Origin of the sequence: Paenibacillus sp. Pae15 (genome assembly GCF_024519685.1) — a bacterium.
Lineage (GTDB): Bacteria > Bacillota > Bacilli > Paenibacillales > NBRC-103111 > Paenibacillus_G > Paenibacillus_G naphthalenovorans.
Genome location: NZ_JALJRM010000024.1, coordinates 35173 through 48622, shown reverse-complemented (window position 1 = coordinate 48622; position 13450 = coordinate 35173). Strand labels below are relative to the sequence as shown.

Annotated in this window: 13 protein-coding genes; all 13 read left to right on the top strand. The window is 55.3% G+C overall.

Annotation, left to right across the window (positions count from 1 at the left end; all coding sequences use genetic code 11):
• Positions 1–292: 292 nt before the first annotated feature.
• Positions 293–1939 carry a precorrin-3B C(17)-methyltransferase gene (gene cobJ, locus NR121_RS18495; protein WP_256831698.1) on the top strand — a complete coding sequence of 549 codons (1647 nt, stop codon included), beginning with the start codon at positions 293–295 and terminating at the stop codon, positions 1937–1939.
• Between the two features lie 41 nt (positions 1940–1980).
• Complete coding sequence (locus tag NR121_RS18490; protein WP_054818664.1) at positions 1981–2940, top strand: sirohydrochlorin chelatase; 960 nt, start codon at positions 1981–1983, stop codon at positions 2938–2940.
• Positions 2937–3713: a precorrin-6A reductase gene (cobK, locus tag NR121_RS18485; RefSeq protein WP_054818665.1), complete on the top strand. Its 777-nt coding sequence runs from the start codon at positions 2937–2939 to the stop codon at positions 3711–3713. The genes NR121_RS18490 and cobK overlap by 4 nt, the downstream gene beginning before the upstream one ends.
• A 3-nt stretch (positions 3714–3716) precedes the next feature.
• A complete protein-coding gene (locus tag NR121_RS18480; protein ID WP_062409453.1) occupies positions 3717–4367 on the top strand; it encodes a precorrin-8X methylmutase in 651 nt (216 codons plus the stop codon).
• 5 nt (positions 4368–4372) lie between these two features.
• Positions 4373–5518, top strand: a complete 1146-nt coding sequence (locus tag NR121_RS18475; RefSeq protein ID WP_062409452.1) for a cobalt-precorrin-5B (C(1))-methyltransferase — start codon at positions 4373–4375, stop codon at positions 5516–5518.
• Positions 5519–6778, top strand: a complete 1260-nt coding sequence (gene cbiE / locus NR121_RS18470) for a precorrin-6y C5,15-methyltransferase (decarboxylating) subunit CbiE (protein WP_256831697.1) — start codon at positions 5519–5521, stop codon at positions 6776–6778.
• Positions 6771–7481 carry a precorrin-2 C(20)-methyltransferase gene (gene cobI, locus NR121_RS18465; protein ID WP_256831696.1) on the top strand — a complete coding sequence of 237 codons (711 nt, stop codon included), beginning with the start codon at positions 6771–6773 and terminating at the stop codon, positions 7479–7481. The genes cbiE and cobI overlap by 8 nt, the downstream gene beginning before the upstream one ends.
• A complete protein-coding gene (gene cobM, locus NR121_RS18460; RefSeq protein ID WP_062409449.1) occupies positions 7478–8254 on the top strand; it encodes a precorrin-4 C(11)-methyltransferase in 777 nt (258 codons plus the stop codon). The genes cobI and cobM overlap by 4 nt, the downstream gene beginning before the upstream one ends.
• Entirely contained in the window at positions 8254–9411 is a 1158-nt protein-coding gene (locus NR121_RS18455) for a cobalt-precorrin 5A hydrolase (RefSeq protein ID WP_256831695.1), read from the top strand. Before cobM ends, NR121_RS18455 begins: the two co-directional genes overlap by 1 nt.
• A complete protein-coding gene (locus tag NR121_RS18450) occupies positions 9408–10826 on the top strand; it encodes a cobyrinic acid a,c-diamide synthase CobB (RefSeq protein ID WP_054818666.1) in 1419 nt (472 codons plus the stop codon). Before NR121_RS18455 ends, NR121_RS18450 begins: the two co-directional genes overlap by 4 nt.
• 280 nt (positions 10827–11106) lie before the next feature.
• Complete coding sequence (locus NR121_RS18445; RefSeq protein WP_054818668.1) at positions 11107–11334, top strand: DUF1450 domain-containing protein; 228 nt, start codon at positions 11107–11109, stop codon at positions 11332–11334.
• Positions 11335–11449: 115 nt separating this feature from the next.
• Entirely contained in the window at positions 11450–11953 is a 504-nt protein-coding gene (locus NR121_RS18440) for a ferritin (RefSeq protein ID WP_074728835.1), read from the top strand.
• 446 nt (positions 11954–12399) lie between these two features.
• Positions 12400–13434: a phenylalanine--tRNA ligase subunit alpha gene (gene pheS / locus NR121_RS18435; protein ID WP_054818670.1), complete on the top strand. Its 1035-nt coding sequence runs from the start codon at positions 12400–12402 to the stop codon at positions 13432–13434.
• Positions 13435–13450 lie beyond the last annotated feature (16 nt).

Here is a 13450-nt window from a genome sequence, read left to right as displayed (position 1 = left end):
ATCCGGATGGACGCAGAAGCTTGCGGGATTCGTACGGCACCTCCTGCCAGCTGCCTCACGAGCTTGCTGTATGGGTCGCGATTGGACCACGTTGTGCTGCTGAGCTGAAAATCAGTCTAACAGCAGCCCCAAAAGAGGGCTCATTGCCAGAAGGAGTGCCACTGCGCTGAACATCACTCTAGTGGAAGCAGATTTTATTGTTGAAGGCAGTTTGCGAAGGGACGAGGCATATTCCTTATAGAAGGTATGACCATGCTGATCAATTGATTAGGAAGTCAAGGAGGGATGAAGTATGAAAGGGAAATTGTCTGTGATTGGTTTTGGACCAGGCAGCTATGAACATATGACCCAGAGAGCGAGAGATGCAATTCAGGAAAGCGACGTTGTGATCGGATACAATACATACGTAGATTTGGTGAGAGGTTTGTTAAACGGGCAGCAGGTGGTGCGCACGGGGATGACTGAAGAGGTGAGCCGGGCGCAGGAGGCGGTTCGCCAAGCGGAGGCCGGACATCGGGTGGCTGTCATTTCCAGCGGGGACGCCGGTGTATACGGCATGGCCGGGCTGATCTATGAGGTGCTGATGGAAAAAGGCTGGCGGCGCGGCAAAGGCGTAGAGGTCGAAGTGATTCCCGGCATATCGGCGATCAACTCGACGGCTTCCTTGCTTGGGGCGCCTATCATGCACGATGCCTGCACGATTAGTCTGAGCGACCATTTGACGCCATGGGAGCTGATCATCAAGCGCGTGGAAGCGGCGGCGCAGGCCGATTTTGTCATTGCACTGTATAATCCGCGAAGCGGCAGACGCACAAGGCAAATCGTGGAAACGCAGCGGGTGCTGCTGAAGCATCGCTCGCCGCAGACGCCGGTAGGGATCGTCAAGAGCGCTTACCGCGAGCGTGAAGACATCGTCATCACTACGCTTGAAGAGATGCTGGAGCACGACATCGGGATGCTGACGACGGTGATTATCGGCAACTCGACCACGGTAGTTTATGACGGGCTCATGGTGACACCGCGCGGCTATCAGCGCAAGTATACGCTCGGATCAGAAGTACAGCCCCTAAAGCCGCATCAAAGGCTGCAGAAAGAAGCGGAGCCCTGGGCTCTGGGGGAACAGACGGAGCCGGATGGTCCGGCGGCGGAATATAAAGCGGAGGGGAAATCTGAGAAGCCGGTATCCGCGTATGAGCTGGCACTGGAAGCACTGCAGCTTGCCGATGCGCACAGCTCCGGATTGGCCCGGCCCGAATCCGGCAGCCTTGACACAGGCCTATTCCGCCAGGAAGCCATCCTTGAATTTGCCGTGAGTCCGGGGCTTGCCGAGAAACGGCTGACCGCCGCCCAGCTTGCGCTGCTTGCCGAGATCGTTGGCGAAGACGGGACGATGGAATATACCCCGCATCATCAAATGCTGGTGCGTCTCCGGACATCGGATCCCGATGCGGTGACCTCAAGATTAACGGACGCAGGGCTGCTCGTTGCCCCGATTGGCGATGTGGCGCAGTTGAAAGCCTGCGATTTCTGCAACATGGACAAGGCCGATTCGGTGCCTTATATGGAAGAACTCCATCGCCGCTTGGGTGGTATGCGCGTGCCGAAGGAGCTGAAGATCGGCTTCAACGGCTGCGGTATGGCGTGCTACGGAGCTGTGAAGGAGGATATCGGGATCGTGTACCGCAGAGAAAAGTTCGATCTGTTCCTGGGAGGCAAAACGGTCGGAAGAAATGCCCGCCCGGGGCAGCCTGTCGCTGAGGGCATCGAGCCGGAGCGGTTGGTGGAGACGGTGGAGAGAATCGTCTCCCGTTACGCCAATGAAGGTTACCCGAACGAGCGGTTCCATAAATTTTTCGGCCGCGTGAAGGAGCTGGAAGGGTACCGGCATCAGGATCTGCCGGTCTTTCAGATCGAAAATGCGGTGTGCGGCGATTCATAAGGCCGATAAGGACAATAATGGGTAAAGAAGGGGGACGGAGCATGAATGCGGTATTGTTTGTAGGGCACGGCAGCCGGGATCCGGAAGGAAATGAGGAGGTACGCATTTTTGTAGCTTCGGTGGCAAAAATGCTGGGGGAGCCGATCGTGGAAACGTGCTTTTTGGAGTTTGAGTCACCTACGATCGCTCAAGGCATTCAGACCTGCGTAGACCGGGGAGCGACCTTGGTTGCGGTTGTGCCGATCACGCTGTTTGCGGCGGGGCATGCGAAGCTGCATATTCCGGCTGCCATAGATGCGGCGAAGCAGAAGTATCCGGACGTTCTGTTTGTTTACAGCCGGCCGATCGGCGTTCATGAGCTGGCGCTTGATATTTTGTCTTCACGCTTGGAAGAAGCGGGGATCGATCTTGAAGAGAACGCGGAGGATACGGCGCTGCTTGTGATCGGACGCGGCAGCAGCGATGCGGACGCCAACAGCGATTTATATAAAATATCGCGGCTATTGTGGGAGCGGCTGAAGGTGAAATGGGTGGAAACTGCCTTCATTGGGGTAACGGCCCCGCTCGCGGACGAAGGCGTAGAGCGCTGCGTGAAGCTCGGCGCCAAACGGATTGTGATGCTGCCTTATTTTCTGTTTACGGGCGTGCTGATCAAACGCTTGGAGCAAATGAAAGGCGAGTTTGCTAAAAAGCATCCGGACCGGTCGTTCGTTTTGGCGGACTACTTTGGCTTTCATCCGAAGCTGAGCGAAATTTTGAAGGAGCGGGCCAACGAGGCGCTCTATGGAGAAGTTCGCATGAACTGTGATATGTGTCATTTTCGGCTTGAGGCGGCGAAGCACATGGATCACCATCATCACCATGATCACGACCACCATCATAATCACGAGCATCACGACCACCATCATGATCATAATCACGAACATGACGACCACCATGACCACGATCATGAACATGAACGGCAGAAGCCGACTGTTAAGAGCAAAGAGGTGTACTTATGATTCTCATGCTGGCAGGAACGAGCGATGCGCGTGAATTGGCGGTGCGCATTAAGGGCGCAGGGTATGAACTGCTTGCTACGGTTGTGACCGAGAGTGCCGCGAAAAGTCTGGAGGAGGCGGGGATTCCGGTGCAAACCGGCCGGCTTGACGCAGCCGGTATGGCCGAGCTGATCCGCAGCCGCGGGTTTCGGACAGTCGTGGATGCGAGTCATCCGTTTGCCGAGGAAGCTTCGCGGCAGGCTATGGCGGCCGCTCTTCAGACGGGCGTGCCGTATATCCGTTATGAGCGGGAGCGGGGAACCTATGAAGGGCATCAGCGGCTTTTGTTCGTGGACGACTATGAGCAAGCAGCGGAGCTTGCCGCGAGCAGACGCGGCGTGATTATGCTCACGACGGGCAGCAAGACGCTGCATATTTTTGCCGAGCGGCTGATCGGGCTCCCGGATACGACGTTGGTTGCCCGTATGCTGCCCCGTAAGGATAACATGGAGAAGTGCGAGCAGCTGGGCATCGAACAGAAAAATATTGTGGCCATGCAGGGGCCCTTTTCCAAGGAATTGAATCAAGCGCTGTATCGGCATTACGGGGTCACGACGGTCATCACAAAGGAAAGCGGCAAAATCGGGGCGGTCGAGGAAAAGCTTGCGGCAGCGCTGGAAATGAACATTGATACGATCGTCATCGGACGCCCGCAGCTGGATTACGGCGTTGTGTATTCGGAGTTTGACGGAGTGCTGGACGAATTAAATCACACGTTACGGGAGGCGCGATAAATTATGGATTTTCGGACGGAGTTTAAACCGCTGACGGTACAGCCGCAGGAAATTGAGGAGAAAAGCTTTGCAATGATTACCGAGGAGCTTGGCGAGCATTCCTTTACCGAGGAGCAGTACAAGGTGGTGCAGCGGGTCATTCACGCATCGGCGGATTTTGAATTGGGGCGCAGCCTGGTGTTCCATCCGGATGCCATCCGCGCCGGTATCGACGCCATCCGAAGCGGCAAGCCGATCGTAGCCGATGTGCAAATGGTGCAGGTGGGCATCAGCAAGCCGAGAATTCAAAAGTACGGCGGCGACGTTCGGGTATACATATCGGATCCGGATGTTATGGAGGAAGCGAAGCGTCTGAATACGACGCGGGCGATCATCTCGATCCGTAAAGCGGCCCGTGAGGCGGACGGAGCGATCTATGCGATCGGCAATGCGCCGACGGCGCTGCTGGAACTGATTCGTCTGGTCAAGGAAGGCCAGGCGAAGCCGGGTCTGATCATCGGCGTGCCTGTCGGCTTCGTTTCTGCGGCGGAATCCAAAGAAGAGCTGCTCAAGCTTGATGTGCCTTTCATTACGAATATCGGCCGGAAGGGCGGCAGCCCTGTTGCAGTGGCATCCGTTAATGCGCTGTCGCTGCTTGCAGAGCGCGAAGGATAAGCGGCATGGATGCGAAGGAGTCCAAGCCGCTGCGTCATGGATATACGACGGGCGCCTGCGCGACCGCTGCGGCGCAGGCGGCGCTTGAGGCGCTGATTGTGCAGGAGCCGCAGCGGCAGTCGACCATCCGGCTGCCGATCGGTCAGGACGTCACCTTCGAGATCGTCGCATGCGAGGTGGAGGAGCACCGGGCTTCCGCTGAAATTATTAAGGATGGCGGCGACGACCCGGATGCGACTCATGGAGCAAGAATCATTTGCGAGGTTTCCTGGCGGGAAACGCCCGGCATCGAGCTGGACGGCGGCGTCGGCGTAGGTCGGGTAACAAAGCCCGGACTTCCGGTAGAGGTTGGTCAGGCGGCGATTAATCCGGTCCCCCGGAAGATGATCCGCGAAGCGGTCGAGGCGGTATTAAACCGGTATGAGCTGAATCGGGGGGTAAGGGTGGTTGTTTCCGTTCCCGATGGAGAAGAAATCGCGAAGAAGACGCTGAATGCCAGACTCGGCATAGTAGGCGGCATCTCGATTCTGGGTACGCGGGGGATCGTCGTCCCGTTCTCGACGGCAGCGTATAAAGCCAGCGTAGCCCAAGCTATCCGAGTAGCGGTCAAGGGCGGCTGCAGCCATGTTGTTCTTTCTACCGGAGGACGGACCGAAAAGTTCGGGATGGAGATGTATCCGAAGCTGCCGGAGGAAGCGTTCGTCGAAATGGGGGATTTTGTCGGGTTCGCGCTTCAACAATGTGCGAGACAAGGCATTCGCAAGGTGACGCTGGTCGGAATGATGGGCAAGTTTTCCAAAGTCGCGCAAGGGGTGATGATGGTACATTCCAAGAGCGCCCCCGTTGATTTCGGCTTTCTTGCCCGTATGGCGGAGGAGGCCGGAGCTTCTGAGACGGTGGTCCGTAAGATTGCCGAAGCGAACACCGCTTCTCAGGTGGGAGATATGATGCATGAGCTGGGATGCAGATTATTTTTCGATGTGATGTGCGCGTACTGCTGCCGTTCTTTGCTTCAAGAAGCAGGGGGAAGCAGCAGCTCAGGCTTTGAGGTGGAAACGGTCATTATCTCGATGAAGGCCGAGCTGTTGGGAAGGATGAGCATGACCAAGGAAAGCGGCGGATATAGCGTCAGGCAGGAAGGGGATTTTTAGATGAAAGAAACGATTGCCGTCATAGGGATCGGTGATGACGGAACGGCGGGTTTGCCTGAATTGTACATAGATCGGATCAGGCAGGCCGAGGTGCTTGTCGGAGGAGAACGGCAGCTGGAGTTTTTCCCGGATTTTCGGGGAGAAACGATCCTGATTAAGGGTGGTCTGGGCGAGCTGACGGAGAAGCTTCAGGCAGAGCACCGGAGGACCGTGGTGCTGGCATCCGGCGATCCGCTATTTTACGGTATAGGCGGTTATTTGGCGGGCAAGCTTCCCGGGCGGGTGGAGGTATATCCGCAGGTGAGCTCGCTTCAGCTCGCCTTTGCGCGAATCGGCGAGAGCTGGCAGGATGCATATATCGAAAGCGCGCACGGCCGCAGCCTGAAGGGGCTTGCGCAGCGGATCGACGGACAAGCCAAAGTAGCGCTGCTGACGGATGAGAAGAACCATCCGGGTGCAATCGCCCGCTATTTGCTGGAATTCGGCATGACCGAATACCGCGTCTTTGTCGGCGAGCATCTCGGAGGTACGAAGGAGCGTACCGGCTGGTACGGGCTCGAAGAGCTTGCCGCCTCCGGTGAATCGGGCTTCTCACCGCTGAATATCGTGATTCTGCGGAGGCGGCCGGGGACAGCGTCGCCGGATTGGCCGCTCGGCATTGATGACGCCGAGTTTGCACAGCGCAAGCCCGACAAAGGGCTGATCACGAAAAAAGAGGTTCGCGTCCTCAGCTTGGCGGCCCTTCATTTAAGACGGGACAGCATCGTATGGGATATCGGTACATGCACAGGCTCCGTAGCGATTGAAGCGGCCCGGATATGCCGTGACGGGGCTGTGTATGCGGTCGAGAAAAATGAAGGGGACTTGGCGAACTTCCGTGAAAATATCCGCAAATTCCGGACTGACATTACGGGAATTCATGCCAAAGCGCCGGAGGGACTCGATCAGTTTCCCGATCCGGATGCGGTGTTTATTGGAGGCAGCGGGGGAGAGCTGAGGGAACTGCTTTCGATCTGCTGCAATCGTTTGAGACCGGGAGGTACCATTGTGCTGAACGCTGCAACGATCGAGAACCTGTCGGCCGCAACCAAAGCTTTTGCCGAAGAAGGCTTCGCAGCGGATATAACGCTCGCCCAAATCAGCCGCAGCAAGCCGATTCTGGACATGACGCGGTTTGAAAGCTTGAACCCCGTGTATATCATTGCAGCAAGACGGCATCAAAAAGACAGTCCGACGACAGGAGGACAAACGGATGAGTAAGATCGGCACATTATACGGCGTGGGCGTAGGCCCGGGAGATCCGGAGCTCATTACGGTCAAGGCGTTTCGTTTGCTCAAGGAATCGCCGGTGATCGCCTATCCGCGCAAAAAATCGGGCGCCAAGAGCTACGCCCTGACCATTGTAGAAATGTATGTAGACACCCGGGAAAAGGAGATGCTCGCCCTGACCTTCCCGATGACGAAAGATAAAGAAGCGCTGGAAAAACAGTGGAACAAGACAGTAGATACGGTCTGGAGCCACCTTGAGCAGGGGAAAATTGTCGTGTTCGTCACCGAAGGCGATCCGATGCTGTACAGTACTTATATCCATTTGATGCGCCTGATGAAAGAAAGGCACCCGGAGGTGGAGGCCATTTCGGTTCCCGGCATATCCTCCGTCAACGCTGCGGCATCCAGACTCGGGTTACCGCTTGCCGACGGTGACGAGCAGATGGCGATCGTACCGGCTACGAATGATTATGGGCAGATGCGCCGGGCTTTGGAAACGCATGATTGCGTCGTGTTCATCAAGGTAGCGAAGGTCATCGATCTGATGCTGTCGGTGCTGCGGGATCTGGGGCTGACGGACAAGGCGTCGGTACTGACTAAGGTGACCTCGGGCGAGGAGCAAATTTGGCGCAATATCGAAGAGCTGGCCGGTCGCGAGCTGGAGTATTTGACGTTAATGGTGGTGAGAAAATGAAGCTTTATATTATCGGCGCAGGCCCGGGAGACCCGGATTTGATTACGGTGAAGGGACTGCGCATCCTCCAGGAGGCCGATGTCGTGCTTTACACGGACTCTCTTGTGAACGACGAACTGATTGCACGGGCAAAGCCTGAAGCGGAAGTGCTCAAAAGCGCGGGGATGAGTCTGGAGGAAATGGTGGCCATCATGGCGGACCGCGTCAAAGCAGGCAAGCTTGTAGCCCGTGTCCATACGGGAGATCCGGCCGTTTTCGGGGCCATCATGGAACAGAAGGCGCTGCTGGCCAAGGAAGGAATCGCATGCGAGATCGTACCGGGTGTCAGTTCCGTGTTTGCGGCTGCGGCTGCGGTAGGGGCTGAGCTTACGATTCCGGAGCTGACCCAAACGGTCATTCTGACACGGGCCGAAGGACGCACTCCGGTGCCGGATCGCGAGCAGCTCAAAGATTTGGCGGCCCATCACTGTACGCTGGCGTTGTTTCTGAGCGCAACGCTGACGAAAAAAGTGGTGCGCGAGCTGACAGAGGCCGGATGGAGTCCCGAAACCCCGGTTGCCGTCGTTCAACGAGCGTCCTGGCCGGATCAAATCATCGTGCGGACTACGCTTGCCCGGTTGGATGAGGATATGCGCGTGAACGGAATTCGCAAGCATGCGATGATTTTGGCCGGATGGGCGCTCGACCCGGAAATCGGTACTCATGAGGAGTACCGTTCGAAGCTGTACGATAAATCGTTCACGCACGGCTACCGCAAAGGGGTGAAGGACTGATGGGGGAACCGGAAGTCATTACGCTGCAGGAAGGGACGATCCCGGATATCCGGAAATCGGGCAATTATGCGTTGATTGCCATCACAAAGCACGGGGTGGAGCTAGCACGCCGGCTGCAGCGGTCGTTTGACCATGCGGATGTGTATTATATGTCCAAGTTCGCCCGTGGAGACGAATCCGGAAGGAATATCCAGCTGTTTGAAGGAAGCGTGCGCCTGCTGTTTCCGGCGCTGTTTCCCGCTTACGACGGAATCATTTGCATCATTTCTCTTGGGGCCGTCGTTCGCATGATCGCTCCCTTATTGAAGGATAAAAAGACGGATCCCGGTATCGTCGTCATTGACGACAAAGGCGAGCATGTCATCAGCGTGCTGTCCGGCCATTTGGGCGGAGCGAACGAGCTCGCGCGCGAGGTTGCGGCGGTACTTGGCGCAGTGCCGGTGATTACCACGGCGTCGGACGTGCAGAAGACGATTGCCGTCGATTTGTTCGGACGACGTTACGGATGGACTTGGGAATCGGCGGACAAGCTGACGCCGGTGAGCGCATCCGTCGTAAATGAGGAACGAATCGCTATTATTCAGGAATCCGGGGAACCGGATTGGTGGACTTATCCGTCTCCGCTCCCGCACAACATCCGCGTTTACAAGGATATCCCGACCGCTCTAGGCGATGAGCCGCAGGCTGCGCTGGTCGTGACTCATCGTATCCTCACGCCTGAAGAAGAGCCCATTCTGAAAAACGGCGTGTTGTACCGTCCCAAAGTGATCGCACTCGGCATCGGATGCAATCGGGGCACCTCCTCCGAGGAAATTGCGGCAGTTATCCGGGAAACGCTGGAGGAGCTTCGGTTTTCAATTCGTAGCGTGAAGGCGGTTTGCACTATCGATTTGAAAAAAGACGAGGAAGGCCTGCTCGCCGTATGTGAAGAGAACGGCTGGCCGCTGGTTTGCTATACGCCCGGGGAGCTTAATGAAATACCGATCGAGGAACCGTCCGAGACCGTATATAAATATACCGGCGCGTACGGCGTCAGCGAACCTGCCGCCAAACGCTTTACGGGAGCGAAACGTCTTGCGCTGGTAAAGAAAAAAAGCGGCAACGTAACGATATCCGTTGGCATAATGGATTTTGAGAAGGGAAGCGGCAGCTTATGAGCATAGGGGTGAACGGACAAGCGGTTCATCGAAGCGTCGTCATCGCCGGGACCGGCAGCGGTGCAGGCAAAACGACCGTTACCCTTGGTCTCATGGCGGCTTTGCGCCGCAGAGGCTTGACGGTGCAGGGATTTAAATGCGGCCCGGATTACATCGATCCGACTTATCATAAGGCGGTGACCGGCAGGCCTTCGCGCAATTTGGACAGCTGGATGCTGACGTCCGAGACGGTGAAAGAAATATACGGACGCGCCTCCAAGGATGCCGATGTATCGGTCATTGAAGGTGTAATGGGGCTGTACGACGGGAAAGATCCGCTGTCCAACACAGGAAGCACAGCCGAGATCGGCATGCTGCTGCAGCTGCCTGTTCTGCTGGTGGTAAACTGTCAGAGCATGGCGCGGAGCGCGGCCGCGATCGTGAAAGGCTTTCAGCTTCTGGAGCCGAATGTGCGCATTGCCGCCGTTTTCGCCAACAAGGTCGGCAGTGACGGACACTACCGCATTGTCAAACAAGCGATCGAGCAGGAATGCGGCATTCCGGTCATCGGCTTTTTGAAGAGGGAAGATCAGCTGGCCTTGCCCGAGCGTCATCTCGGACTCGTACCTTCCATTGAACGTGGGGAGATGGGCGGTTTCTTCGAGGAATTGGCCGATCGTCTGGAGCAGAATACCGATCTGGATAGACTGCTGGAGCTTGCTTCCGCCGCTGAACCGCCGGCTGTAGAGCCGCCGAAGCTTTTTGCGCCTCCGGCCCGGTTATATCAAGTCAGAATGGCTGTAGCGTACGATGCGGCTTTCCATTTCTATTATTCTGAAAATTTGGAGCTTCTGGAGCATTACGGAGCAAAGCTGGTCTACTTCTCCCCGCTGGCGGGAGAACCGCTTCCGGAAGGGGTGCAGGGGCTTTATATTGGCGGGGGCTTCCCCGAAGAATTCGCCGATGCGCTGAGCCGGGAGGAGGCGGTTGCCGGGTCCATACGAAAAGCCTTGGAAAGCGGATTGCCGACACTGGCCGAATGCGGAGGCTTTATGTATTTGACACAGGCGATTGAAGATACACAGGGCCGAAGTTATCCCATGCTGGGGCTTATCCCCGGCAAAGTTGTCATGCAGCCGAAGCTCGCTGCACTAGGACTCAGGGAAATCACAGGCACGCCGGACAATTTTCTGTTTCGGGACGGGGACATCGCGCGCGGGCACGAGTTCCATTATTCCACCTATGTACCGGCGGAGGCGGTAGAGCCGGCACCGGCCTATGAAACCAAGGGTCTGCGGGGCACGAAAAAGGACGGCTGCCTGCTGTACCGGACGGTGGCAGGTTATACGCATTTGCATTTTGCTTCCAATCCGGAGCTTGTAGTACGATGGCTCAAGGAATGCGAGGAATATCGTCTGCCAATAGTGCAGCCGTGAAGTAGAGGAGCAGTAGAGCAAGGGTCATCCCATCTCTACTGCTTTTTAGTATGCAGCAGTCTGTAACGTTGAAAATCAGCGCAATAGAGAGCGGAGAGGCCAAAAACCCCGCCGTAAGGATGAATTTCAGCGCAGTGGCCCGCGTGAGAGGGGTGAAGCGCGATCGCAGCGGCAACGAGCGGAAACAACCGGTTTTCTGCAGGATTGACATTGATAATGATAACTATTATCATTCGGGTATAAAGCTTGAATCAGCGGCGGAAGGCGGGACATCATCTTTATGAAAAAGATCAGATACTGCTGCAAAAATTTTAAAAGAGGCACCAAAAAAGTGTATAAAAGCATTAAAGGCGACTATCCTAAAGTAAAGCAGAAGAAAAGGGACTGCCTGGGTAACTGCAAGCTTTGCTCCAAAGAATGCTTTGCCGTTGTAGGAAAATCCAAGAAGCTGGTATCTGCCCCGAATGCCGAAATGTTATTTGAAAAATTGAAGAACAAGATCAGTTGATCTTCCGGCTTGGCGGCAGGAAATGACATATCATGTTCACATTTCACAATCGCTTTCCTTGACGCACAATGGTATATTATAGGGATATATGACTACATATTTAGGATGTGATTTCATGAATGAAGCGTTGAGCAAAGCGTTGAACGACCAAATGAATTTTGAGTTTTATTCGGCTCAAGTCTACTTGGCCATGGCGGCCTACTGTTCTTCGGAGAGCCTGGACGGGTTTGCGAATTTCTTCATTGTGCAGGCCGAGGAAGAAAGGTTCCATGCGATGAAAATATACAAGTATTTGAACGATCGCGGCGAACGCGTCACCGTATCCGGCATGGATACGCCGAATAATAATTACAAGTCCGTACTGGATGCTTATCAGCATGCCTATGAGCATGAGAAAGTTGTGACCAAACGGTTCTATGACTTGTCCGACATTGCCATGAACGATCGCGAGCATGCCACCATTCATTTTTTGAAGTGGTTTATTGACGAGCAGGTTGAGGAAGAGGCGCTGTTTGACAGCATTATTCAAAAGCTGAAGCGCATCGATAAAGACAGCAATGCCTTTTTTATGCTCGATACCGAGTTTCTTGCACGCACCTTTACGCCACCGGCCCAGTAACCGGATAGGCGGAGGGCACTTGCATCCGGCGCATCGTTTGCATATAATACTTGATAAATCCATAATGATAAATGCGTTGACGGAGAAAAGTAAGCAGTGCTTCTTCACAGGGAGGATACGCCGGCGATTGAGAGCGTGTCCGAGGAATCAGGCTGCCCAAGTTCGCTCCTGAGCAGTCCTTTGAAACCGTACGGACGTCTGTATCGGCAAGTAGAAGGAACCGGTGTCGAACCGCGAATTGTGGTTCATGAACCGTTACGTTCAACGAAGTGGGAGGAACCGTTTCTTCGTGCCTATGCTATGCAGCATAAGAAAGGTTTTTCCAACAAGGGTGGTACCGCGGCTTTTTCGTCCCTTATCGGACGGAAAAGCCTTTTTTGCGTTGAGCGAAACCGGGAGGCACTTAAGGCACATAATGAAACAACGATTAAGGAGGCGGCATGGCGATGAAAGAACGATTGCTTGCATTAAAGGAAGAGGCGCTTAACGAGCTCGCTCGTGTGGAAAACCAGCAGCAGCTCAGCGACCTTCGTATCAAGTATTTAGGGAAAAAGGGCCCGCTCACCGAAATTTTGCGCGGTATGGGCGCTTTGAGCGCGGAAGAGCGTCCGGTTATCGGTCAAGTGGCCAATGAAGTGCGCGCTGCGATCGAGGAAGTGATTGAAGCCAAGCAGGCAGAATACAACCAAGCGGAAACGCAGGCGCGCCTGGCGGCTGAAACGATTGACGTGACACTCCCGGGGCGGCCCGTTGCACGGGGCGCGGTGCATCCGATCAGCAAGGTGATTCAGGAGATCGAGGATATTTTTATCGGCATGGGTTATTCGGTGGCCGAAGGCCCTGAGGTGGAACAGGATTACTACAATTTCGAAGCGCTGAATTTGCCGAAAAACCACCCGGCGCGCGACATGCAGGATTCGTTCTATGTAACAGAAGACATTCTGATGCGGACGCATACCTCTCCGGTACAAGTACGGACTATGGAGAAAATGAAAGGCCATGTGCCGGTCAAAATCATCTGCCCCGGCCGGGTATACCGCCGTGACGACGATGATGCGACGCATTCCCATATGTTCACGCAAATTGAAGGACTTGTCATCGACAAGGGCATTCGTATGAGCGACCTCAAGGGGACTTTGCTTCAATTCGTTCAGGAGCTGTTCGGCAAGCAAACGCAAATCCGGATGCGGCCGAGCTTCTTCCCGTTCACGGAGCCCAGTGCGGAGGTGGATGTCACCTGTGCGATGTGCGGCGGTCACGGCTGCCGGGTGTGCAAGCAGACAGGATGGCTCGAAATCCTTGGCTCCGGCATGGTGCATCCGCGCGTGCTTGAGATGGCAGGCTATGATCCGCAGGAATACAGCGGATTTGCCTTCGGTCTTGGCGTGGAAAGAATCGCGATGCTGAAATATGACATTGAAGATATTCGCCATTTCTATACGAACGATCTGCGGTTCCTGAAGCAGTTCGTGCATATTTAAGAGGGGAGCGTGACCT